The following is a 25,565-nucleotide window of genomic DNA, read 5'->3' as shown; positions in this document are numbered from 1 at the left end:
GAGTTATTTATGAAATTAAAAAAATTAATTATAAAAAATTTTAGGAATTTTAAAAATATAGAAATAGAGTTATCTAATAAAAATGTAATTTTTGGAATGAATGATACAGGAAAAACAAATTTACTTTATGCTTTACGATTTTTATTAGATAGAGATATACGAAAAAATGGATTCTTGAATACAGATTTTTATAAAAATGATACTAGTAAAAAAATAGAGATAATACTAGAAATTGATATTAGTGATAGAAATTTAGATGATGAAAGTAGTTTTTCAAAAAATTCAAAATTCTTAATTTCTAAAATAAAAGGAGCAAGAAATTCAGATGAAAATTTAGATAGTTTTTTTATAAAATTAGAAGCGAATTATGATGATAACAGTTTATTTGGAAATCCCGATATGTATTGGGGTTCAATTTTAGAAAATTTACAAAATATACCAAGAATTGGTGAAACGTATGAAATTGACAGGATTTTTAAAATGATGTATGTTAATCCAAATACAGATGATTTACAAAAAATATTTAAAAGAAATCGGAAATTGTTATTTGATGATAAAAATGATAATGAAAATGATATGGAATTAGAAAAAAGAATTGAAAGAAGTATTTCTGAAATAAACGAGAATGTAAGTCAATTAAGTACTATAAAAAATATTCAAAATTTATTAACAGAAAATTATAAAAAATATAAGTTAGAAGAGCTTTCGATAGAATTAAAATCAGAAATTGTAGTCAATGGATTTATGGATAATTTGGTACCTTATATAAAATGGAATGATGATGAAAATTATTATCCGACAAGTGGTGATGGAAGAAAAAAAATATTATCATATGCTTTAAATAAAATAATAACAGAAAAAAATTATGAAAATCAAATTGTAATTTATTTGATAGAAGAACCTGAAAATAGTTTACATAATTCAATGCAAATGATGCTTTCACAACAATTATTTTCACAGCCTGTTTATGATTATTTTTTTCTTACAACTCATTCTCCAAAAATATTATATGAAATGGATGAAACACAGTTAATTAGAATTACTGATAACTCTAATTCCAAGAGTTTTTCATATTTATATAAAGTACCTAAAGAATACAAAATATTAAAGAAAAAATTGAATAAAGGATTATCAGAATCACTATTTTATAATGAGGTACTTTTGGTTGAAGGACCTTCAGAATATGTACTTTTTGAAGCTGTTTTGGCAGAAGTTAATCCTAATTATGAAACATTAGGAAAATTTTTGTTACAAGTAGGTGGAATAAATTTTAAACCTTATACAGAACTTTATGAAAAATTACAAATAAAGTATTTTATAAAAACTGATAATGATTTGAAGAAAAAAAGAAAATCAAAGGAAAATAATCCAAATAAATATGATTTAATAGGTTTTAATAGATGTATTGATGTAATAAAAGAAAAGAAATTAAAAAGTATAGAGTTTACAGGAAATGAAGAAGAATTAAAAAATAAAAAAATAGAGATTTATGAAGAAAATACAGAATTAATAGATAAATTTATAGAAAATAATATTTATTTATCAAAAATTGATTTAGAAAATGATTTATATGGCATAATTCCAGAAGAATTAGATAAGCATACTGGAAAAAAAGATTCAGTAAAATGGTTACAAGAACATAAATTATATAATATGGTTGAATTTATAGAAAGTTGTATGAATGAAGGTTTAGCAAAAAAAATCAAGGAAAATACCCAAGTATTAAAGGAGTTTGTAGATAATGGAAGATAAAGAGATAAATCCAATTGATAAGGAAGAACGCGATAAAATTATAAAAACAGAAGGAAATATTTGTGTATTAGCAAGTGCAGGTTCTGGAAAAACCTCTATATTAGTAAAAAAATTAGAATTTGATATAGAAAAAGAAAAAAATCACTATAACTTTGTTGCAATAACTTTTACAAATAAAGCAGCTACAGAATTAAGAGATAAAATAGTGAAAAAAGAAAGAGTATTTATTGGAACAATTGATAGTTTTTTAGAAAAAGAAATAATAGATATTTTTATTAAAAGCATTGAAGATAATATTCCAGAAAAATTTTATTATTCTTATCAAAAAAAAGATAAATTTTGTAATTATAACGATGGCTTAAAAAAATTAAAAGAGTACAAAATTTTTGGAACATATGATAATGATATACAAAAATTAGGGAAGAATTTTAAATGCGAATTGGCATTAAAATTACTAAAAAAATCTGTAAGAGTACAAGAATATTTAAAATATAAGTACAAAAAGATTTTTATAGATGAATATCAAGATTCGGATCAAGGAATGCATGAGTTATTTTGCTATTTTGCTAAAGAATTAGGAATAAAATTGTTTATTGTAGGAGATGACAAACAATCAATTTATGGATGGAGAGGAGCTAAGGTTCAAAATTTTAAAAATATAGTAGAAAATAATATAGAAAAAATTAGTTTTAATATTTTTAGATTACATCATAATTTTAGAAGTCATATAAATATTACTTTATTTTCTCAAATATTATCAGAAAAAAATATAGAAAAAATTGAAAAAACAAATGAAAAAGTGATTTTCTATAAAAAAAGTACTGGAAATAAAAAAGAAGATATACAAGATATAATAAAAAGACAAAAGATAGATTTAAAAAAAAGTATATTAGTATTAATAGGAAATAATGAGGATATAAAAAGTATTTCATCTGAATTAATAGAAATAGACAGTGATTTTAAAGTAATAAAAAGAGATATTTTAAATGATTGTCCAAATTTCTTTTTATTGGAACAAATAGCAAAATATTATTTTGATAAAGATTATTCGGAATATGACTTTATGAATACTTTCTTATTTAGAGAATATACCCAAAAAGAAGTTTCAGAAATAGGAGAAAAATTAAGAAAATTATCTGAAAAATTAGATTTACAAATAATTCAAGAGATTTTTGAATATTTTGATATTGAAATACAAACAGTGGAAAACAATAAAAAAATTGTAAAAGAAAATGAAATTTTATTAGAAGTCTTATCAAATGATTCAAATAAAATATTTTATATTAAAGAATCCAAAAAACCAAAACATATAATGACAACACATTCATCTAAAGGATTAGAATATGATCAAGTTATAATATTTTGTGATTACTATATTAATCGCTATTCTAAAAAGTTAAAAATAGAAGAAAACTATGTTGGCATAACAAGAGCTAAAGAAAAATTATTCTTAATTGAAGAAGATAAAGCTAATACATATAAAAATATAGTAGAAAAAAAAATGCAAGAAAAAGAATATAAATTTGAAGATTTCATAGAATGTTTATAAAAATTTCAAACCTACAAAGAATCTACAATTAAAGCTGAAATCAAAAAAAGAAAGATTTTAGAAGTGCAAATTCAAAAGATAATGGAGTTTTTTGAAACTAATGATGAACTTACACGATCGGAATTAGAAAAACTTTTGAATATAAAAGAAAGCCGTGCGAGAGATTTGTTAAGATATTTGGTGAAAAATGATACATTACAAAAAATAGGGGCAACTAGAAATATCAGATATATAAAAACCGTCGGAAACAATGATATAAATAAATTACTTCAAATACTTAAAGATAGCGATTTTTGAGAAAATATTATTAAATTCGATTTGTAAAAAAACCGTCGGAAAAAACCAATCGTAAAACCGTCGGAAAAAAATTAAGCAACGAAAATCACTAAGAAATCGTTGCTTAAAAATTATTGATTATTTTTGTATTTGTGATAATTTAATTTATTGAAAGGTTACAAATTTTTTTGTTATCTGAAATACGGTTTATAGACATTTTAGGTCTATTTTTCTTGTCAAATGAATACGCTAACTTGTAATTAGAAAAAATTTTGGTTTTTTCATTCAAATTTGTAAAATAGATGGCGTTTTCATCTTCTTTTACTTCAAAATTTAATTCTGAAAGTTCAAGGGTAACTTTTCCTGTTTTTAAAGCTGCACGAGAATCTATTTGGCTAAAAGCAATATAAGGTTCATTTTCTTTAGTTAAGAATTTGACATAGATAAGTCCTCTAAGTGTATTGTCAAGACTGGAACAGTTCCAGACTTTGGAAGATAATATATTAATATCAGAATTAGAAAAACTTAAACTAAAAGTCAGTAAAAACAATGCAAATATAATTTTTTTCATAAAATCACTCCTAAATAATAAATTTTGCATATATTTTATAATATTTTTTTAGGAAAATCAATAATAAAAACTAATATTTAAAATTTCACATTATTTTTAGAACTAAATGCATTTTGAAAAAATCCATCAGATAAGTCAAATTCAAAAGTTTCACGGCTGATGTAACCGACAGTTTTGTCGCTTTCGTAAAGTTGAATGAGAAAATTTGCCATTTCTTCGGATGTATGATAGTTTGGATAAGATTTATCATAATCAAAATTAGTTTTACCAGTTGCGATATTTCCAAAGTTAGTTTTGGTTGCGGCGGGTGCTAGGACTTTTGCTTTTAATTGTGCGTTGTTTTGCTTTAATTCTAGTGCAAGTCCTTCTGTGAAGGCGTTTACGTAGAATTTTGTGGCACAGTAGACAATTGCGTTTGGGACGATTGTGTAGCCTCCTGCTGAGGAGATATAGATTAATTGAGAGCCTTTTTCGTTGTGGTAATCTTGGACGTATAAAGAAGATAGCAAAGTTAATGCTTCTACATTGAGATGAAGCATATCTGAAATTTTATTTAAAGACTGCTCTTTTACATCACCATACATTCCAAAACCAGCATTGTTTATGAATGTTTCAATGTGATAATTTTTTAATTTTGAATATAGTTCAGGGATTTTACCGACATCAGTTAAGTCAAAATCTATTACAAGAATGTCCAAATTAGGATTTTTCTTTAAAATTTCGCTTTTTAAGTCTTCTAGTGAATTCTTTCTTCGTGCAATCAGAATAAGATTTTTGTTTAATTCTGCAAATTTTAGAGCCACAGCTTTACCTATTCCCGAACTTGCTCCTGTTATAACAGTATATTTGGTTTTCATAGTTATTACCTCCATAAATTTGATAAATAAAGGATAGCAGTTAGAGTATAGTATAAGTCAATAACTTTTTTGAAAGGAGAAAATAAAATGAAAAAGAATGAACAAAAAATAATGCAAATAAAGGAATTTTCAGAAAAAACAGGCTTAACTCCATACACAATAAGGTTTTATGAAAAAAAGGAACTATTTCGTGTCAAAAGAGATGAGAAAAATAGAAGAATATACGATGAAACTGATATTGAATGGATAAAAATGTTAAAAAGATTAAAAGACATGGGAATGAAATTGAGTGAAATTAAGAAATATTCAGATTTACGATATGAAGGAAACGGAACGATAAAAGAAAGAATAAAAATTTTGACAAATCATAAAAAATATGTAAACATAGAAATTGAAAAGTGGCAAAAATATTTACAAAATCTTGATGATAAACTTGAGATTTATGAGAGTTTTTTAAAAAGTAATAGAGATTAGAAGGAGAAAAAAGATGGAAAAAAATGAAAATAAATTTATGTCAAAAGCAAAAAGCTTTTTAGCATTAGTTTTATTTACAGTGATTTACTTTTTCTTTCAGAAAACAATATATCCAGCATTGGCATTTTTGTTTTGGTTAATTTTTGGAATTTCGTTTAGTGCAATACTTTTTAATAGTTTGACACTTTTAAATCTTCCAGAATGGCTTACGATTTTTTTTAATATAAGTTTTTCTGTAATTGCTTTAATAATAGTACTTGGATTTATATTTTATTTAGGATATTTCTTATGTAGTGAATTTTTGAAAAAAATGAATAAAGCTGTATTAGGCAGTGTAATGATAGCAATTTTAATCTTTTTTTTGTATAAAATTTTTACAGAACCTAATGAAGATACAACAATGTTTGCACCAACACAGCGTCAAATCTATATTTTCTGTACAGCATCACATATTTTTTATACAATCGGAGTATTTTTTAGTGATAAAGTCAAAAAAATATTAGATAGAATAAAATTTAAAAGAAAAAATAAATAAAAGAAGGAGAAAAAATAAATGAAAAAAAATACAAATAAACTTGTGAGAAAACCGAATAATTTTTTAGGATTAATTTTATTTACGATAATTTATTTTTTAGTTCAGAATGTGATATATCCGCTATTAGGATTTTTATTCTGGTTTTCTTTCACGCTGATTTTTGGAGGAATAGCAGATGCTTTGGGAATTTTAAAAATAAAAGAAATTCAAGTTATTTTAACTTATCTATTTTATTGTGTTTGTTTGGTAATATTATCTGGATTTATGTGTTATTTAGGATATTTATGTAAAGATTTTTTAGGAAAAATGAATAAAATAGGATTAAATACCGCAATGATTGTAATATTGATTTATTTTTTGTACAAAGCTGCTGTTGGAGATCAAAATTCAATAATTGATGCTTTAGTAGATGAGAAAAAGTATATATTTTGTACTATATTTCATATTTCGTATATAATGGGAGCATTTCATAGCGATAAAGTAAAGAAAATATTAGACAGAATAAAATTCAAAAGAAAAAAATAAAAGAAGGAGAAGAAAAATGAAAAAAAATACAGACAAACTTATGACGAAACAGAATAATCCTTTAGGATTAATTTTATTTACAATAATTTATTTTTTAGTTCAGTCAGCAATATATCCAGTGTTGGCATATTTGTTTTGGTTTATTTTTACATTATTTTCTACTGGGGTTTTGTTGGAAGCTCCAGAGCAGATTTTGAAGATTTTTGTAATTGTATTTTCGTTGTTTTGCTTGATAATAATATTGGGAATTATGTACTTCTTAGGATATTTGTGCAAAAGATTTCTAAAAAAAATGAATAAAAAAGCATTAATTTTGGTGATGCTTGTAATATTTATTTATTTTGTGTTTAGGGCTATTTTTGAAGATGAATATAGTTCGATAATGTCTAGTTTGACAAATGGGAGAAAATATATATTTTGTATATTATCGCATGTTTCATTTATAATTGGAGTATTTTATAGCGATAAAGTCAAGAAAATATTAGACAAAATAAAATTCAAAAGAAAATAAATTTTTTTACAAATCCAATTTGCTTATGGCATTTTTATCTGTTATAATTATTTTAATGGGAATAAATAAATTTTTTAGATAAATTTAAAATAGGAGCAGAATTTATGGGAAGAAAACATAAAAATATAATGTTGCTGGGGACAGGTTCTAATGTGGGAAAAAGCATAATCAATGCAGGTTTCTGCAGAATATTTTATCAAGATGGATATAGTGTAGTGCCGTTTAAGTCACAGAATATGGCTTTAAATTCGTTTATTACGAAGGATGGAAAAGAGATGGGGAGAGCTCAGGTGGTGCAGGCTGAAGCGGCTAATATCGAGCCTCAGGCATTTATGAATCCGATATTATTAAAGCCTACAACAGACAGAAAATCACAGATTATTGTGAATGGGAAAGTTTATAAAAACATGGATGCAAGGGAATATTTTGCCTATAAGCATAATTTAAAAAAGGATATAATGGCAGCGTACAATCACATAAGGGATAACTTTGATATTTGCGTGCTGGAAGGGGCAGGAAGCCCTGCGGAAATTAACTTGAAGGAAGACGACATTGTAAATACAGGAATGGCGGAAATGGCTGATTCGCCTGTTATTTTGGTTGCTGATATTGACAGAGGCGGTGTTTTTGCGGCAATTTACGGGACAATTATGCTGCTTGAGGAAAGTGAGAAAAAACGTATAAAAGGTGTAATTATAAATAAATTTAGAGGAGATAAGAGCCTTTTGACTCCTGGAATTGAGATGATTGAAGAGTTGACAAATGTGCCTGTTCTGGGAGTAGTGCCGTTTGTGCCACTAGGAATTGAGGAAGAGGACAGTCTGGGAATCGACAAGTATAATGTGAAAAAAGAAGGGAAAATTCGGATTTCGGTTATTAAACTAAAACATATATCGAATTTTACAGACATTGATGCACTTAGCCATTATAACGATGTTTCCTTGAAATACGTTACAAAAAGCTCTGAACTTGGAGATGAGGACATTATTATTATTCCTGGCTCTAAAAATACTGTGGAAGACATGAAGGACTTGATTGATAAAAATATAAGCAGGGAAATTATAAGGCTTGCAAAAAGAGGAACGATAGTATTTGGAATTTGTGGCGGTTTTCAAATAATGGGACAAAAAATAATGGATCCTCAAAATATTGAGTCTAATCTAAAAGAAATTTCAGGCTTAGATTTATTAGACATAGAAACAGTTATGGAAACGGCAAAAACAACAACACAGTATGAAAATAAAATAAAAAAGGCAGATGGAATACTTGCTGGAATGGAAGGCATTGAAATAAAAGGCTATGAAATACATCAAGGCTACAGTTATCCTGTAAATGAGGAAAAAACCGAGATAAAATGTATCTTTGACGATGAAAAGCTAAAAGGTGCTGTAAAAGGCAATGTTGTCGGAACCTATATTCACGGAATATTTGACAATTCTGAATTTACAAATCATTTTCTGAACGAAGTAAGAAAACTTAAAGGGCTAGACAAAGTCGATGAAGATTTTAGTTTCAAAGAATATAAAAACAGGGAATACGATAAATTAGCACAAATTTTGCGAGAAAATGTGGATATTGATAAGGTTTATGAAATAATGGGGTAGGACAAGAAATCAAATAGATTAAAATGAAAACGTAATTTAACATTTATAGGAAAAGTTTGTAATGAATTCATTATCAAAATAGAGTTTAGTATAAATTCTCTTAATAAAAAAACTGCACCTCTTATATTATATATAATTTTGGGGGTGCAGTCTAGTCAATCTATGAATTAAATAATATCTTTTTTTATCTTAATTACGATAATATCCTTCTCCATCATATCCCATTACATCTGGCGTTGAACAACTGATTAAAGTCAATCCTAGTAAGCCTATAATTAATATTTTAAATATTTTGTTCATAAAAATCTCTCCTAACTATTATTTGGGGTAATTGTTTAATAATCTTCGTACGTACAGATTCTTCCCATTCCCCACATACCTGTATTTGATCCGCTACAACCTGTAAATCTTTTGTTTTCATAAGGTGTTTTACGGCACTCTTTCTTACGTCCATTGCTATCTAAAAGACAATGAGGTCTCTCAATTGTGGTTTCTCCTGTTCTGGTATCGTAATATCTACCTGTCAGAGTGTCGTCTTTTTTAAGTTCTGCCCACTCTCTTGGATCAAACAATTCACAGCTTGTAACTGTTAATGCTAGTAAAATTAAAGCTAAAATTTTAAATACTACTTTCATAGACATTCAACTCCTTTAATTTAATTTTTTTATTATTGTACTCTATGTTCTAAATATTGTGATTTAATTCTCATTTGTTTTTTCTGTTTTTTTTTTTTTTTTTGAACATAGTTTAATTTTAAAATTAAACGAATTGATACTATTTCCCATTAAAACAATGGAGTTTTTATAATTCCGTTTAGCAAGGGGTCAAGACCCCTTGTCAGAAAGTAAATAGGAAATCTCTTTTCTTTTTTTCAAATGGGGTTTAGTATGAGTCAGAATCTATAATCAAACACTTTATATCTTACCTATTAAAAAAATAAAATTACAATAAGTTTTTATATTTTTTAGTTTGTCGCAATATATTAGATGTGTTCGATAACCTAAGTTTTTTTATTTTCACAAGGGGTCAAGACCCCTTGCTTTAGAATATTTGTTTTATTAAATTCTAAATATATATATAATTATCGAACAGGTCTATTATACAATCTATGAACTAAACAAAAAAAATTATAAATATTTAAATATATATTTGATTTTAAAAGATTTTTAATGTAAAATAAGATGAGAGATTGTATAAAGACAATTTTCTTGAAATGGAGGGAGAAATGGATTTTCATGGTGGAAATATTTACAAAATATTTAGGGAAAAAAATATAACAGAAATACTGGATTACAGCTCAAATATCAATCCTTACGGAGTGCCAGAGAGTTTAAAGCAGAAGATTATCGAAAATATTGGGATTCTTGAGAGGTATCCTGACCCTGATTATGTGGAATTGCGTGAAAAATTGGCTCAACTGAATAAAGTTGAGCTGGAAAATATTGTGCTGGGGAATGGTGCAACAGAAGCTATATTTTTGTTCATAAAAGTAATAAAGCCCGAAAAAGTGCTGATTTTATCGCCTACTTTTGGGGAATATGAAAGGGCAGTAAGAGCGTGTAAAAATTCTGAAAGTCAAAAAATTGAAATTGAATATTTTGAACTGGAAGAAAAAGATGAGTTTAGGCTTAGTATTGGGAAATTAAAAAAGGAACTTGAGAAAAAATATGATTTGGTAATAATTTGCAATCCGAATAATCCAACTGGAAAATTTTTAAAAATGGCTGAAACAGAGGAAATTTTAAGAGAATGCAATAGATATGATACAAAGTTATTTATTGATGAGGCATTTATCGAATTTTTAGAGGATGGACTAAAGGAAAGTATTGTAAATAGTGGAGAAAATAAGAAAAATTTGTTTGTAACTCGTGCATTTACAAAATTTTTTGCTATTCCAGGATTACGATTGGGATATGGAATTTATTTTGTCAAAAATTTGGAAAAGAAAATCGCTGAAAAAAAAGAGCCGTGGAGTGTGAACAATATCGCTGAAATGGCTGGAATAACAGTGCTTGATGATACAGAATACATAGAAAAGACATTAAACTGGATAACAGAAGAAAAAAGATACATGTATAAAAGACTGAATGAAATTTCAGGAATAAAGCCTTATAAGAGCGAAGTAAACTTTATTTGCGTAAAAATAAAAGATGAGCTGATTTCTAAAGGACTGAATGTGAAAAAATTGCGGGAAAAAATGATGGAAGAAGGAATTTTGATAAGGGATGCGTCCAATTTCAAATTTTTAGATGAAAGATTTTTTAGGCTGGCAATTAAGGATAGAAAGAGCAATGATAGGGTTGTTAGGGCTTTGAGAGAAATTTTAGAATAAAAAATTTGAACTTATAGGATTTGATAATGATTCATATAGAAGAAATTCTGGCAACGAGGAAGAATTTGGTAGTAAAAGTTATAATTGGTGGAAATATGTTTATTAGTATTTTAAATGGGGATTCTTATGATTTATAAGATATTCCCTATTATTTTATACTAAACTTCATTTAAATAACGAATTTATTAAAAATTTTTCTAATTAAAGGATAAAATTTAATATTTTCAAATGGATTAAAACATAATTTTTATTTTTTAAACAGATTTTAGTATAAATTAATCCGTCGGAGCATTTTTCTGTGCTGACAAAACTGTCTGAGCATAGCGAGTTTTTTGGCAGTGCAGAAAAATGTCGTAGACTAGCCATAGGTTATTGCGTAGCAATCTTGCCACAATTTTAATTATTAGGACAAACCTTTACTGCAAGATTAGGTTTTGTGGCAATGAGCAATCCTACGAAAATAAAAAAGAAAAAACATAGTAATATGAAAAAATATTTATTAATAAAATATTCAAAAAATAATAAAAAATAATTTAGTTGAATGATTATGAATTAATTATCAAACAACTCTATTATAAAAATTTATTCCTATTTTAAAAAGGAGTTTAGTATTATAGTAAAACTGCTTTAAAACTAAACTCAAAAGGCTATGACTATTTTATTCAAAACCTAAATCTATAAATTTTTAGTAGTTTAATTTTAAATAGGTTTGAGTTATTATTATAAATTAAATTGACAAAAAATGGAAAAATTAATAGAATATAGGAAGAGAAAGAGTAAAAATAAAAAAAGTAAAATACTAAAATTTATACATCATTTCATATAACAAATAAATTTAGTAATATTTATTTTAGAGATAGAAATTAAAAGAAATTATTTTAAAAAATGATAAAATTATATAAAAAAGCGGAGAGAAAAAAATGAAGGAAAATTTAGTAAAAAATTTTTATATTCTAAGTTTTAGTTATAAAAATTTGAGTTTGGAGGAAAGGGAAAAGTTTGTAAAAGAGGGATATAGACATGTTTTGAGGGAGTATTTGGAAAAAAGGATTATAAAGGGGTATGTGGCTGTTGAAACTTGCCTTAGGATAGAGCTTTATTTGGATGTTAGCAAGGAATTTGAAATTGAGAGGTTAAAGAGAGATTTTAGGATTGAGAAGATGAAGGACTATAAAGGGGCTGAAGCCGTGAATTATTTGTTGCGGGTAATTTGTGGGCTGGATTCGATAATAAAGGGAGAAGATCAGATTCTTGTGCAGCTTAAAAAGGCATATTTTGACGCTCTTGACAAAAATGTTACGTCTTCATTTTTGAATATAATGTTTAATCAGGCGATAGAAACTGGGAAAAGATTTAGGGCGGAAAGCAAGATAAATGAAAAAAATATTTCACTTGATTCGATAGCTGTAAAATTTATAAGAACAAAATTTGAGAGCCTTGAAAATAAAAAAATATTTGTAATTGGAGTGGGAGATTTGAGCCAGTCGATTCTTGCACTTTTTCACAAAATGAACAATTGCCATTTGACAATGACAAATAGAAGTTTACGAAAGTCGATTGAATTGCAGAAAGTGTATCCAGACGTTCAGACAGCAGAATTTAATGAGAAATATAATGTTATAAAAAATATGGATATTGTAATAAGTGCCACTTCTGCACCACATTTGATTCTTGAAACAGCGAAAATTCAAAATATTTTGAATGATGGAAAAAAACGGTTTTTCCTTGATTTAGCAGTTCCGAGAGATATTGAAACAAGTATTGGGGAGTTTGAAAATGCTTCGCTTTATCATTTGGAGGATATTTGGGATGAATATAATAAAAATGTGGAAAAACGGGATGAAATTGTAGAAAAATATTCTTACATTATTGAGGAGCAGTTGAAAAAAATAGCAGAGAAACTTGAAAAAAGAAGAAAATATACAAATCAGAAAAATATTGAGATAGGTGAAAATGGATGAAATCGAATAAAATAATTATTGGAACGAGAGGAAGCATTTTGGCACTTGCACAAGCGGAAAAAGTGAAGGAAATGCTTATTAACAAATATGATGAATTAAGAGAGAATGAGAATTTTTGCGAAATTGAAGGGTTTGAGAAAAAAAATTCGCTGGAAATAGAACTGAAAGTTATAGTTACAAAGGGAGATAAAGACCTAAGGGACTTTACAAAAATAAAGGGAACTACGCAAAAGGACTTGTTTGTGAAAGAAATTGAAAAGGAAATGCTGGAAAATAAAATAGATTTGGCGGTACATTCGTTAAAGGATATGCCACAGAACACTCCAGAAGGACTTTTAAACGCATGCTTTCCAATGAGGGAAGATAACCGTGATGTGCTTGTTTCAAAAAACGGGAAAAAATTAAAAGAACTTGATGAAAATTCTGTAATTGGCACAGGAAGCATAAGACGGGAAAAGGAGCTTCTAAATTTGCGAAATGATGTAAAGATAAAAGCAATTCGTGGAAATATTCACACAAGGTTAAAAAAACTTGATGATGGGGAATATGATGCGATTGTGCTGGCTGCAGCTGGATTAAAAAGAGTTGGATTAGAAAACAGAATTACTGAATATTTTGATACAGATTCATTTATGCCAGCACCAGGACAAGGGATTTTGTGTATTCAATGCAGGGAAAATGATAATAAAATACGACACCTTCTGAAAATTATAAATGATGATGAAGTTACGATAATGTGCAAAGCTGAAAGAGAATTTTCAAAAATTTTTGATGGAGGATGCCATACTCCGATAGGCTGTTCATCGGTTATTGAAGGAAATACATTAAAATTAAAGGGAATGTTTAATGATAATAGAATCAGAATATTTAAAGAAGTTGAAGGAAATAGGGAAAATCCAAAGGAAACTGCACAAAAATTGGCTGAAGAAATAAAAGAAGAGGAGATGAAAAATGAGAAAAGGTAAAGTTTATATTGCAGGAGCAGGCTGTGGAGATGAGGCGCTTATAACTTTAAAATTGAAAAACGTGATAGAAAAAGCTGACTGTATTGTTTATGACAGGCTTGTAAATGAAAATATCTTACAATATGCAAAGTCTGATGTAGAAATGATTTATATGGGGAAAGAAAATACTGCTGGAGGAAAATTGCAGGCAGAAATAAATAATAAATTAGTTGAAAAAGGTAAAGAAGGACTTGAAGTTCTAAGACTAAAAGGAGGAGATCCTTTTGTATTTGGACGAGGAGGAGAGGAAATAGAGGCCTTGGTTGCTGAAGATATAGACTTTGAAGTGATTCCAGGGATAACTTCTTCAATCGCTGTGCCAGCTTATGCTGGAATCCCTGTTACTCACAGAGGAATTAATACTTCTTTTCATGTATTTACTGGACATACACAATTTAATGGAATAGAGCTTGATTTTCCAGTTATTGCAAAATTGGAAGGAACTTTGGTCTTTTTAATGGGATTAAGCAATCTTGAAAAAATAGCAGAAAATTTAATAAATAACGGAAAAAATCCAAAAACACCTGTCGCAATAATAAAAGATGGAACAACGACAAGACAGAAAACTTACACAGGAACATTGGAAACAATAGTAAATACAGTAAAAGAGCATAATGTAAAATCACCTGCCATCATTTTGATTGGCGAAGTGGTGAATTTACGGGAAAAAATGAAATGGTTTGAGAATAAGCCGTTATTTGGAAAAAATATTCTTGTTACAAGAAATAGGGAAAAACAAGGAAATATATCAAATAAAATAAATGAACTTGGCGGACAGGCTTTGAGCCTTCCATTTATTAATATAGAATATGTCGATTTTGAAATGCCTGATTTGAAGGAATACAGTACCCTTTTATTTAACAGTATAAATTCTGTTATTGGATTTATGAAAAAAGTAAAGGATATTCGTTATTTGGGAAATATTAAAATAGGTGTAGTGGGAGAAAAAACTGCTGAAGAAATTGAAAAATATAAAATAATTCCAGATTTTTATCCAGAAGAATACACTGTAGAAAGACTGGCAAGCGAAAGTGTGAATTTTACTAAGGAAGGAGAAAAAATACTGTTTATAGTATCTGACATTTCTCCAGTAAATGAAAAAAAATATTCAGATTTATACAATCGAAATTATGAAAAACTTGTAGTGTATAAAACTCAGAAAGTTGAAGTGGAAAAGGAAAAAGCAGAAAAATACATAAAAGAAAGCGACATCTTAATGTTTTTAAGCTCATCAACCTTTAATGCCTTTGCTGATAGCATAAACTTAAGTGAAAATGAGGAAATAAAAGAAATTCTGAAAAATAAAGTTATAGCATCTATTGGTCCTGTTACTACAAAAACTATTGAAAAATATGGATTAAAAGTAGGAATAGAGCCTAAAAAATACACTGAAGACGGATTATTTGATGAAATTTTAAAACAGACAGCAAGAGGATAGGAAATACCTTTTTATACTAGACAAAAGAAATATAAAGATGAAGTTTATCAGACAATGAAATAACTGTGAAATGCTATAAGTATCCTAGTGAAAATGTCTATTGTGAGGATAAGTACGAAAATTGAGTTTATTAATTTGTAAATTTAGTGAAATAAATTGCTGTGTTTGGAAGTGGAATTTTTGAGATTCTGCTTCTTTTTTTGAAAAAATTGAGAAACATTAAAATCCATTGTGTTGTTGTTGTTTTGTTTTGTTTTGGAAAGTAAATAATAAAACCCACTGGCTAGCAGATAAACCAGTGGGCATAAGGTAGAAAGGAGATTATCAAGTGCCGACTATCCTTGACGGCTAAAAATCAAAAATAGAACGATTATAACCAGCAAAATAGCCCAGTCTTGATTAATCATCGTTACCACCTCCAATCACGAGGATTTATCAATCAAGGTTGCGAATCTTGATTAACTTTAAAAGTTATATCACAAAAAAAAAATTCTAGTCAATAAAGATTAGAACTTTCTTCTCGCATTTTTTAAAAACCTCGTGATTGTTTTTTATATGAAACTATTATAGCATTTTTTTCAATTTTATTCAATGTCTATTTTCATTTTGGGAAATTTAAACTTTTTAATATATTTAAAGTGTGATATAATAAAAACATAAATTTTATAGTATAAAATATAGAAAAGTGAAGCAAACAGGAGGAAAAATGTTAGACAAATTGGCACACTTGAAAGAAGAAGTGTTAGCAAAACTTAAAGAGGTGCAAAATCTTGAGGAGCTGAATGACCTGAGAGTTAAAATATTGGGGAAAAAAGGGGAATTTACAGCTATTATGAAAGGAATGGCTGATATTGCGGCTGAAAAACGGGCTGAATTTGGAAAAGTTACGAATGAAATAAAAAATGTACTGCAAAATAGATTTGAAGAAGTAAATACTGACTTGAAGGAAATTGCAAAACAGCAAAGACTGAAAAATGAAACTATAGATGTGACTTTGCCAGGGAGAAAGGCTAACGTGGGTTCGCTTCATCCGCTTACAAAGACGGTTATGGAAATAAAGGATATCGTTTCTACAATGGGATTTGATATTGTGGATGGACCAGAAGTAGAATATGTAAAATACAATTTTGACGCATTAAACATTCCAAAAACACATCCTTCACGTGAAATTTCAGATACATTTTACATCGAAGAAGAAAATGTTGTGCTAAGAACACAAACTTCTGGTATGCAAATTAGATATATGGAAGACAGAAAACCGCCATTTAGAATGATTTCGATTGGGAAAGTTTACCGTCCAGACTACGATGTGTCACATACGCCAATGTTCCATCAGATGGAAGGGCTTATGGTAGGAGAAGATGTTTCTTTTGCTAATTTTAAGGCGATTTTGGAAAATATCGTGAAAAAAATATTTGGAGAAGACAGAAAAGTAAGATTCCGTCCGCACTTTTTCCCATTTACAGAGCCATCAGCTGAAATGGATGTAGAATGTGGAGTTTGTAAAGGAGCTGGATGTAGAGTTTGTAAAGGGACTGGGTGGCTTGAAATTTTAGGAAGCGGAATGGTAAATTCGAAAGTTCTGGAAGGTGTTGGAATTGATCCGAAAAAATATCAAGGTTTTGCATTTGGGCTAGGGCTTGAGAGAATTACAATGCTTAAATATGGAATTGATGATTTGAGGGCATTTTTTGAAAATGATGAGAGATTTTTGAATCAATTTTAGGATCTAATTAGTGTAATTCAGGAGAAAAATATGAAAATACGCAGATTTGAAGAAAAAGATGCTAAAAAAGTATCTGAATTGATTGTGGAAACATTACGGAAAACAAATATAAAAGATTATTCTGCTGATTCAATAGAAAATCACGTAAATAATTTCCAGACTGAAAATGTTCTTAAAAGAGCCTCGTGGACACATTTTTATGTTGCCGAAGAAAAGGGCAATATTATTGGATGTGGAGCAATTGCACCATATTGGGATAAAGTTGATGAAAGTTCTTTATTTACCATTTTTATCTCACCTGAATATCAAGGAAAAGGAATAGGACGAAAAATTATTGAAACATTGGAAAAAGATGAATATTTTTTAAGAGCCAAAAGAATCGAGATACCTGCGTCCATTACGGCTGTCCCGTTTTATAAGAAAATGGGATATAGTTACAAAAATGGAATAAACAAAGCAGATGAAGAAGGAATTGTAAGAATGGAAAAATTTAGATAATAAGTTACTAATTTAATTGGAAGGTTAAAAATGGAAAATGAATTAGAAATAAAAATTGATGATGAATTTGCAAAAAAAGTTTATGATGAAATTTGGGTTGAATATGAAAAAACTGCACAAACAAAGACTTTTGCAAAAATTACATTGACGGAAAATGAACTAAAAATAACAGATAGCAAAGTTATGGGATTGCCTTATATCCCTAAAGGAGCACAAATTCCCCAAACAGCTAATGGCGATAAAATGATGATGATTGCACAGATTAACTGTGACGATTTACAAGGGCTTGCAGATTTTCCAGAAAAAGGGATTTTACAATTTTTCGTTCTAAATGATGAGGATGGATTGTTAGGGCTTGATTTTGATAATCAGACTGTTCAAGATAGTTTTCGTGTGATTTATCATGAAAAAATTGAAGAGTTTTATGATGAAAATGAGTTAAAAAGTATTTATAATCCCTATAATTTTGAAGAAAGTTACATTACAAATGATAACGAAAGTTATAAAATGAACTTTGAATTGACAAGTGAAAAAGAAAGATTTGAAGATATGTTTTATCATATATTCAGAAAAATCTGCAAGGAAAAAGGATTAAAACAAACACAAGAAGACTGGCTTTATAGAAAATTATTGAACTTTATGCAATATTCAGAAAATTATTATTCACAATGCGATGGATTTGCCTTTTTTACTCAAGATGATCCTAGAGAATATAACGAAGAGTATAAAAAATTTGATACAGTATTATTTCAACTTAATAGCGAATTTGATGAAAATACTCGAAATTGGAAAGTTTGTATCGGAGATGCTGGCGTAATAAACTTTTTTATAAATCGTGAAAATTTGAAAAAGAAAGATTTTTCAGAAATTCTTTATAACTGGGATTGCAGTTAAAAACAAAAATAGGATAATTTGAGAAGATGAAGGAAAAAATATTAGGAAAAATAGTTGGAAAAGCTGGAATTTCACAAGTTATGATTATAAAAACTATATTTATTATTGCAATTTGCATTATTTTAGGATTTTTCCTTGTAATTTTGTCGCTTGTGAACTGGGGAAAAAATTATTTTGAGTTTTTATTCTGGATTGGAATATTTATTATATCGCTTGCACCAATTCAGTTTTTATGGCTGAAAATGGAAGAAAGTTCGGTTGGGAAATATATTTTTTATGAAACTGGCTTTGAAAATGTCTTGAAAAAGGAAAAAATATTTTTTGAAGATGTGAAAAATTATTTTTATTTAAATTTAAAAAATGGTTCTGATAATGTTGAATTTCTGGTTATTGAAGTCGAAAATAAAGAAAATTTAATAAATAATAATTTGGAAAAAATTACAATAAATTTGGAATTAAATAGGATGGCTTCAAGATTGTTTGTAAAAAATTATATTGAGTTTGTATTAAAGAATAAATTTAATGAAGATACTAAAAATAAGGATAATTTTGACTTTAAATTCGGAATTATTGAAAAAAATAATTTAATGAAAGACAAAATTTTTAGCTTAAATATGGATAAAAATTTGGAAAAAGTCAAAATTTCTGAATATATTTTTTTAGATAAAAATGAAATTAGAGTGGGAAATCAAAATGAAAAAATTTTAGAAAATTATTTTTGGAAGGAAATTGGAAAAATTACGGTTTTAGAAAATAAGAATAATAAAAATATACAAATTGAGAAGAAAACTGGAGAAGTAATTTTTTCAAAAAATATGAAATATATAGAAAAACCTGAATTATTTATAAAAATAATAAAAAATATTTTTATTTAATTTTATAGTATGAATATTGATTAATATATATCTTTTTATAAATTCTATGTTTTTTCTTTTTTTAAACGCAAGGGAAATCAATCGCCATTTCCCTTGCATCCCTGGCTCGTCTAAGAATTTTTTGAAAACAAAATTGAAACTCGCTATTGCTCAAACAATCAATTTTATTTCCAAAAAATCACGACATTTTAATCTAATTAGAAAAATTTATTTGATAACAACATATAACAAGCAAAATTTCGTTAGAAAAAAATAGCTGTTTGAGCTTTTGGAATAAATTTTAAATTATACAAAGTTATTCATATCAGAATAGTATAAATTCAAAAGCGAGTTCTATTTTTTTCTAAAAGAAAGTTTTGCGTCAAGCGGGAGTGCAGAGGTATGGCGTCTGATACCTCTGCGTTAAAAAAACTAATATAAATAAATAATAGAAAACAATTATTAATAAAATTAATCTAAAATAAAAATTGAAAAAACATAATTACAACTAAAAAATTTTAAATAAGGAGAAAAAAAGAATGCTGATTTCGTTGAACTGGTTAAAGCAGTATATAGATTTAGATGGAATAGAAATAAATGAAATGGAGAATGCCCTTACTATGATTGGGCAGGAAGTGGAAAAAATCGAGGTGCTGGGGGAAAACTTGGAAAATGTTGTAACGGCACATATTGTTGAAAAGGAGATGCATCCTGATTCGGATCATTTGACAATTTGTAAAGTGGATAATGGGAAGGAAATTTTGCAGGTTGTATGTGGTGCATCTAATCATAAGGCTGGGGATAAGGTTGTTTTAGCACAGGTTGGAGCAAAACTGGCTGAAGACTTTGTTATTAAAAAAGGGAAAATAAGAGGTGTGGAATCAAATGGAATGCTTTGTTCAGAAGAAGAACTGAATATTGGTAAGGATTCTGACGGGATTATGATTTTACCTCAAGATACACCTGCTGGAATACCAATGAAGGAATATTTGGGAATTAATGATACTGTGTTTGAGCTGGAAATTACGCCAAACCGTCCTGATTGTCTATCGCATATTGGGATTGCAAGAGAACTGGGGGCTTATTACGGGAAGGAAGTTAAATATCCTAGTTTTGTGATAAATACTGAAAGTAGCGAAAAAACTGCTGACAATATTTCGGTTGAAATTTCAGACAGCAATTTGGCAAAAAGATATGTGGCTAGAATTATTAAAAATGTAACGGTTAAGGAAAGTCCAAAATGGCTTAAGGAAAGAGTAGAATCTATTGGAATCAGAAGTATTAATAATATTGTAGATGCTTCAAATTTTGTTATGATGGAACTTAATCAGCCTAATCATACTTTTGACCTTGATAAAATTGAAGGTGGAAAGGTTGTTGTGAGAGCAGGGCTTGAAAATGAAAAACTGGTTACGCTTGATGAACAGGAAAGAGAATTAAATAGTGATGATATCGTAATTTCGGATGGAGTGAAAGCCGTAGCACTTGGTGGTGTAATGGGCGGAGAAAATTCACAAATTACTGAAAATACAAAAAATATCCTTCTAGAAGTGGCAAACTTTAACTCGCAAAATGTGAGAAAAACTTCAAGAAGATTGACTTTATCAAGTGATTCTTCATATAGATTTGAAAGAAGAGTGGACGAGGAAAATGCGATTAATGTGATAAATAGACTTGCAAATTTGATTCAGGAAGTAGCAGGTGGAGAAATATTGGCTGGAGCTGTTGACAATTATCCTGTCCCTTATGAGAAAAAATCTGCTGAACTTAATTTCGAAAGACTGAATCGTTTCGTTGGGAAAGTAATTCCTCGTGAAACTGTTATTGGAATTTTAACTAGACTTGAAATCGAAGTTGTGGATAATGGAGAAACTTTGACATTGACTGCACCAAGTTACCGTGACGATTTGGAAAATGAGCAGGACTACTTTGAAGAAATTATCAGAATGTATGGTTTTGACAATATCGAAAACATTTTACCGAAACTTGATATTAGTGAACAGCCAGTTATTGACACAACAAAACTTTCTACGCAGGTAAAACTGATTGCATCAAATGCAGGACTTAAGGAAGTTATCAACTACAGCTTTGTTCCAAAAGATGCGATGGAAAAAATAAAATATACAGTTGCACAGGAAAAACTGATTGACGTGCTAAAACCAATTACAGAGGATTTTGTAACATTGCGTCCGACATTGCTTTACAGCCTCATCAAAAACGCAAAGGACAACATTAACAGAAATGTCTCAAATATTAGATTCTTTGAAGTGAGCAGAACTTTCGAAAAAGCTGAAGAATTGGCAAAAGAAGAAGTGAAATTGGGAATAATTCTGGCTGGAGAAAGCGACAAGACATTGTGGAATCCAAAACCTGTTCCTTACGATTTTTACGATTTGAAGGGAATTGTAGAAGAAATCTTTACACAGCTTAAATTCAACAACTATATGATAAAACGTTCTGAGCAAAGCCAGTTCCACCCTGGACGTTCAGTTGATGTATTTGTGGGACGTGAATTAATCGGAAGTTTTGGAGAAATTCATCCAGATGTGCTGGAAAACTTTGACTTAGGGAAAACATCAGTTCTAGTTGGAGAATTTAACATTGACTTGATTCAGAAATATATCGGTAAAAAGGTAAATTATCAAGGTATTGTAAAATATCCAGCTGTGCCAAGAGATTTTGCATTCGTTATGAAGGAAGAAATCCTAGTTGGAGATGTATTAAAAACAATCCAGAAAGTTGACAAGAAAATAGAAAAAGTGGAACTATTTGATATTTATCAAGGTGTAGGAGTACTGCCAGGAATGAAGAGTGTGGCAATCAGTGTAGTTCTAAGAGATAAGAATAAAACACTGGAAGAAAAAGAAATTGTAGATATTTCCAACAAAATTGTGGCTAAGGTTGAGAAGGATTATGGTGCGGTGTTAAGACAATAGAAGTATCGAATTTAGAGGTGATTGCTATGAAAAATAAAAAGTTTGAAATAATAGTTTTATTAATTGTATGTGTTATTTTTACAGCATGTGGTAAATCACAAAATTCTAATAAAAATACTTATGAATATAAAACAAAATATGTGGGCGATAATTCTAAAGTAATAAATATTTTATCAAATTTAAAATATCCAAAGGAAACAAGCTATAATTCTGTACAAATTTTGTCAGAAAAAGAGCCTTATGGAATACTTGTGAAATTAAATATAAATTCTGGAAAAATTCCTGAAAAAAATGAGTTTCTTAAAAATTCAGCTGTGTTATTTGCTTTAATTGAAAATTTATCATTTGTGAAATATGAAGATGTTTCAAATAATAAAATTATAGCCGAATTTACTAGAGATGAAATTGATAATTACTTGAAGGCTGAAGTGAATAAAAATACTAAAGAAATTGGAAGCAGTGAAAAAGAATTTGTAAAATATTTGAACAAATAAAACTTATAAAGTTTAAATAAATAGGGGGGAAATTGAGGTGTTAAAAATAGTAACATTGCCATTTGATGATAAAATGGAGGAATTTGAGCAGGAAAAACTGGAAAGAGTATTAAAAGATGTTCAAATTGTAAAGTATCAGGCTGAATTGGTGAAAATTGAGGGGAAATATTATTGGACGGCTTTTGTTGAGTGTGAAAAAACAGATAAATTTAATAAAAATTCTGGAAAAGATAATTTTACACAAGATGTGAAAGAATTTAAAGAAACTAATAAAAATTATATGGAATATTTGACAGAAGATGAAATGGAACTATACAAGATATTAAAGGAATGGCGGGCAGGAGAAGCACAGCTGTTAGGCTATCCACCATATATTATTGCTTCAAACCAGCTTTTGGCGAATATTGCAAAAACTAATCCTAAAAATATGGAAGAACTTTCGCAATTAAAGGGAATGGGAAAACGGAAAATCAGGGATTATGGAGAAGAAATTTTGCTGATTTTGGAAAATTTTTATGATATGCTTAAACCACTTTGATGATATTTAGTAAAACCTTTTTAATAACAAGGGGGCTTACCCCCTTTGCTAAAAACTTTTAATTTGAATTTTATAATAAATCTTCTATTTAAAATAAATAGTATTAGATACTATACTAATTACAAGTTCCATTATGTAAACAAGCCACATATCTCTCTTCTTTACTTTCAATATTTAAGTTTTCATCTAAAATTACTAAAGTTTTATATTTTGTATCCCATCCAAAATACACAAGACCTCCTACATAATCAGAACCAAGATTTGTATAGTCGATAACCAAAGCACCATTTTTGTAAGGCTTAATTTGTAATAATGGAACATCTATATCCATCGCTGGATCTAGATCTTCTACATACCATTCATTTTTCTTTTTAACAATTTCCCAAAATCTACTATCCCAAGTACCTTTCAACTTTTCTAAATTTGTATTCCCATCACTATGGAACTTTTCTCCAAATACAAAAATGTTTAATAACAACATAACCATAATAACTAGTTTTTTCATTATTTTCTCCTTCTTCTAACTATAATTTAAATTAATTATAACAGTTTTTTTATATTATTTGAATATAAAAATTTAAGAAATTCAAATAAATTCTATTTTATACTCGAACCCGTTTAAAATTAAACTATTAAAAATTATATAAACTCAAGGTTTGAGTAAATAATCATAGTTTTTGAGTTCTGTTTTAAAACGGTTTTACTATAGACTTAATTTTAGATATTTTTTCTTGCTTTCAAAAGTTCATTTTTCAAATCTTCCAATTTTTCTGATAATTTCACTCTCCCAGATTTTAACTTCTCTCCGTATACTTTTCTCACAAGCATCAAATTACTGTCATAATACTCTTTTGCCTTTTTCAAGTCCAGCAATTCATAATTTTCTGCAATTTTTTCACCATCTGAAATATAATCAATTGTTAATTTTTTTATATTACCTGTATTTTCAAGCTTTTCGTCTTCTAGTGCTACAACATCGTAAAAATCATTATTTTCATAAACCCTATATAAATCCTTATTTTCTGGTAATGATGTTTTGCTACTTTCATCAGAAATTTTCATTACAGCGTTTTCATTTATTTTAGCCATTTTATAAACGGTACTTATTTCCTTTTTGGGTAATGCTATGGCATCTCCTACTCCAAATGTATCGACTTTTGCCTTATTTTTTATTAATGTTTCTATTTTTTCCTCATCAAGTCCGCTGGTTAATATGATTTTTGCCTTATAAAACCCATTTTTATCCAATATTTTCCTGCATTTTTGGGACAAATCTTCCAAATTGCCTGAATCTATTCTAATCCCATAACTTCCTTCATACTCATCATTTATTTTATTTGTCTTAAATGCTTTAACTGCACTATCTATACCGCTATTAAGCGTATCATAAGTATCTATTAACATTATTAAAGCCTGTTTTTTATCTCTATAAGTCTTTATAAACATATCAAACGCCTTATATTCGGCATCTTTTTCCATACCAAAACTTTGAATAAACCCATGTGTCATAGTTCCTACACTTTTCAAATCATAAAGATATTCCCCCATTAAATTGGAATGGGCTACACAGCCACCTAAATAAGCGGCTTTCGTTATTGACATTACTGCTTCAAAGCCTGCTGTTCTCCTGCTTCCAAAAAATAAGACATCCTTATCCTTTGCTGCCTGTACAATTTTAGAAGTGACAGTTGCCGCAAGTGTCTGATAATGCAAAATATTTAAAATAGGAGTTTCAAGAATTTTTCCTTGTATAAGTGGGGCTGTAATTGTAAGAACTGGTTCATTTGAAAAAACGATTTCTCCATCTCTTAATCCCTTTATTGAGCCTGTAAATTTCATATTGGCAATATATTCAATCAAATCTAAATTATCCAAAATTTTTGACAAATATTTTTTCTTTTTCTCATAAGAAGTATTAGAAAGGGCATCTATCAATTCCAGCACATCCGCTATCCCATATATAATCACATAATCATTTTCCTTTTCTGTACGTAAAAATACATCAAAAGTCGCTATTTGATTTTCCATATTATTTTTTAAATACACTTCGCTTTCTGCATACTGGTATCTGTCTGAATTTAAAAATTTAAAAAATTTCTCCATAATGAACCTCTTCTTTTCTATAATTTCTAATTTATTTTACAATAAAATCGCTTTAAAATCAAATTTATAATTATTCAAATCCTCATATTTATTTAATTTTATTAGTTAAAATTTAAACATATTTGAGTATATT

24 protein-coding genes are annotated in these 25,565 nt (G+C 28.2%); 19 read left to right on the top strand and 5 right to left on the bottom strand.

Annotation, left to right across the window (positions count from 1 at the left end; all coding sequences use genetic code 11):
* Positions 1–9 precede the first annotated feature (9 nt).
* The 3 genes from QU666_RS00735 (at position 10) to QU666_RS00725 (ending at position 3,598) form a co-directional block, all read left to right on the top strand.
* Positions 10–1,752 carry an ATP-dependent endonuclease gene (locus tag QU666_RS00735; RefSeq protein ID WP_021768507.1) on the top strand — a complete coding sequence of 581 codons (1,743 nt, stop codon included), beginning with the start codon at positions 10–12 and terminating at the stop codon, positions 1,750–1,752.
* Positions 1,742–3,301: an ATP-dependent helicase gene (locus QU666_RS00730; RefSeq protein ID WP_304984852.1), complete on the top strand. Its 1,560-nt coding sequence runs from the start codon at positions 1,742–1,744 to the stop codon at positions 3,299–3,301. Before QU666_RS00735 ends, QU666_RS00730 begins: the two co-directional genes overlap by 11 nt.
* A gap of 81 nt (positions 3,302–3,382) precedes the next feature.
* Complete coding sequence (locus QU666_RS00725; protein ID WP_304984851.1) at positions 3,383–3,598, top strand: hypothetical protein; 216 nt, start codon at positions 3,383–3,385, stop codon at positions 3,596–3,598.
* A gap of 139 nt (positions 3,599–3,737) precedes the next feature.
* Here the strand turns inward: QU666_RS00725 and QU666_RS00720 are convergent, their stop codons facing one another.
* Together QU666_RS00720 and QU666_RS00715 are read right to left on the bottom strand one after the other, a co-directional pair.
* Positions 3,738–4,148, bottom strand: coding sequence for a hypothetical protein (locus QU666_RS00720; protein WP_036070677.1), 411 nt, complete (start codon positions 4,146–4,148; stop codon positions 3,738–3,740).
* Positions 4,149–4,225: 77 nt separating this feature from the next.
* Positions 4,226–5,005 carry an SDR family oxidoreductase gene (locus tag QU666_RS00715; protein ID WP_036070674.1) on the bottom strand — a complete coding sequence of 260 codons (780 nt, stop codon included), beginning with the start codon at positions 5,003–5,005 and terminating at the stop codon, positions 4,226–4,228.
* A gap of 87 nt (positions 5,006–5,092) precedes the next feature.
* Between QU666_RS00715 and QU666_RS00710 the strand changes: the two genes are divergently transcribed.
* From QU666_RS00710 to QU666_RS00690, 5 genes are all read left to right on the top strand, one after another.
* The gene (locus tag QU666_RS00710; protein WP_036070670.1) at positions 5,093–5,479 is read left to right on the top strand and encodes a MerR family transcriptional regulator; all 387 of its coding nucleotides are present in this window, start codon (positions 5,093–5,095) and stop codon (positions 5,477–5,479) included.
* 13 nt (positions 5,480–5,492) lie between these two features.
* Complete coding sequence (locus QU666_RS00705) at positions 5,493–6,014, top strand: hypothetical protein (protein WP_021769063.1); 522 nt, start codon at positions 5,493–5,495, stop codon at positions 6,012–6,014.
* A gap of 18 nt (positions 6,015–6,032) precedes the next feature.
* The gene (locus QU666_RS00700; protein ID WP_021769062.1) at positions 6,033–6,539 is read left to right on the top strand and encodes a hypothetical protein; all 507 of its coding nucleotides are present in this window, start codon (positions 6,033–6,035) and stop codon (positions 6,537–6,539) included.
* Positions 6,540–6,555: 16 nt separating this feature from the next.
* Positions 6,556–7,050: a hypothetical protein gene (locus QU666_RS00695; protein WP_021769061.1), complete on the top strand. Its 495-nt coding sequence runs from the start codon at positions 6,556–6,558 to the stop codon at positions 7,048–7,050.
* A 104-nt stretch (positions 7,051–7,154) separates the two neighbouring features.
* Positions 7,155–8,654, top strand: a complete 1,500-nt coding sequence (locus QU666_RS00690; protein WP_021769060.1) for a cobyric acid synthase — start codon at positions 7,155–7,157, stop codon at positions 8,652–8,654.
* Positions 8,655–8,989: 335 nt separating this feature from the next.
* On the opposite strand, the gene QU666_RS00685 is transcribed toward QU666_RS00690, so the two are convergent.
* The gene (locus QU666_RS00685) at positions 8,990–9,289 is read right to left on the bottom strand and encodes a hypothetical protein (protein ID WP_036070666.1); all 300 of its coding nucleotides are present in this window, start codon (positions 9,287–9,289) and stop codon (positions 8,990–8,992) included.
* Positions 9,290–9,879: 590 nt separating this feature from the next.
* On the opposite strand from QU666_RS00685, the gene QU666_RS00680 reads away from it, so the two are divergent.
* The 11 genes from QU666_RS00680 (at position 9,880) to QU666_RS00630 (ending at position 23,329) form a co-directional block, all read left to right on the top strand.
* A complete protein-coding gene (locus tag QU666_RS00680; RefSeq protein ID WP_036070664.1) occupies positions 9,880–10,986 on the top strand; it encodes a histidinol-phosphate transaminase in 1,107 nt (368 codons plus the stop codon).
* Positions 10,987–11,906: 920 nt separating this feature from the next.
* Positions 11,907–12,947: a glutamyl-tRNA reductase gene (gene hemA / locus QU666_RS00675; RefSeq protein ID WP_021769756.1), complete on the top strand. Its 1,041-nt coding sequence runs from the start codon at positions 11,907–11,909 to the stop codon at positions 12,945–12,947.
* Complete coding sequence (hemC, locus tag QU666_RS00670) at positions 12,944–13,912, top strand: hydroxymethylbilane synthase (RefSeq protein WP_021769755.1); 969 nt, start codon at positions 12,944–12,946, stop codon at positions 13,910–13,912. The genes hemA and hemC overlap by 4 nt, the downstream gene beginning before the upstream one ends.
* On the top strand, positions 13,899–15,389 hold the full coding sequence (gene cobA, locus QU666_RS00665; RefSeq protein ID WP_021769754.1) for a uroporphyrinogen-III C-methyltransferase: 1,491 nt from the start codon (positions 13,899–13,901) through the stop codon (positions 15,387–15,389). Before hemC ends, cobA begins: the two co-directional genes overlap by 14 nt.
* A gap of 706 nt (positions 15,390–16,095) precedes the next feature.
* Positions 16,096–17,115 (top strand): phenylalanine--tRNA ligase subunit alpha, encoded by a 1,020-nt coding sequence (gene pheS / locus QU666_RS00660; RefSeq protein WP_036071446.1) that lies wholly within the window; start codon positions 16,096–16,098, stop codon positions 17,113–17,115.
* A gap of 30 nt (positions 17,116–17,145) precedes the next feature.
* Positions 17,146–17,613, top strand: coding sequence for a GNAT family N-acetyltransferase (locus QU666_RS00655; protein WP_021769751.1), 468 nt, complete (start codon positions 17,146–17,148; stop codon positions 17,611–17,613).
* 30 nt (positions 17,614–17,643) lie between these two features.
* On the top strand, positions 17,644–18,507 hold the full coding sequence (locus QU666_RS00650; protein WP_021769750.1) for a YwqG family protein: 864 nt from the start codon (positions 17,644–17,646) through the stop codon (positions 18,505–18,507).
* A 26-nt stretch (positions 18,508–18,533) separates the two neighbouring features.
* Positions 18,534–19,382: a hypothetical protein gene (locus QU666_RS00645; RefSeq protein ID WP_021769749.1), complete on the top strand. Its 849-nt coding sequence runs from the start codon at positions 18,534–18,536 to the stop codon at positions 19,380–19,382.
* A 518-nt stretch (positions 19,383–19,900) separates the two neighbouring features.
* Positions 19,901–22,297: a phenylalanine--tRNA ligase subunit beta gene (gene pheT / locus QU666_RS00640; RefSeq protein ID WP_021769748.1), complete on the top strand. Its 2,397-nt coding sequence runs from the start codon at positions 19,901–19,903 to the stop codon at positions 22,295–22,297.
* A 26-nt stretch (positions 22,298–22,323) separates the two neighbouring features.
* A complete protein-coding gene (locus tag QU666_RS00635; RefSeq protein WP_036071443.1) occupies positions 22,324–22,791 on the top strand; it encodes a DUF4825 domain-containing protein in 468 nt (155 codons plus the stop codon).
* A gap of 37 nt (positions 22,792–22,828) precedes the next feature.
* The gene (locus QU666_RS00630; RefSeq protein WP_021769746.1) at positions 22,829–23,329 is read left to right on the top strand and encodes an HRDC domain-containing protein; all 501 of its coding nucleotides are present in this window, start codon (positions 22,829–22,831) and stop codon (positions 23,327–23,329) included.
* A 115-nt stretch (positions 23,330–23,444) separates the two neighbouring features.
* Here the strand turns inward: QU666_RS00630 and QU666_RS00625 are convergent, their stop codons facing one another.
* Both QU666_RS00625 and pncB read right to left on the bottom strand, forming a co-directional pair.
* Entirely contained in the window at positions 23,445–23,834 is a 390-nt protein-coding gene (locus QU666_RS00625) for a hypothetical protein (protein WP_021769745.1), read from the bottom strand.
* A 212-nt stretch (positions 23,835–24,046) separates the two neighbouring features.
* Positions 24,047–25,432 (bottom strand): nicotinate phosphoribosyltransferase, encoded by a 1,386-nt coding sequence (pncB, locus tag QU666_RS00620; RefSeq protein WP_021768726.1) that lies wholly within the window; start codon positions 25,430–25,432, stop codon positions 24,047–24,049.
* Positions 25,433–25,565 lie beyond the last annotated feature (133 nt).

Origin of the sequence: Leptotrichia sp. HMT-225, assembly GCF_030644325.1 — a bacterium.
Lineage (GTDB): Bacteria > Fusobacteriota > Fusobacteriia > Fusobacteriales > Leptotrichiaceae > Leptotrichia > Leptotrichia massiliensis.
Note: the sequence above shows the minus strand (reverse complement) of the source record. Positions and strands in the feature narration are given on the sequence as shown.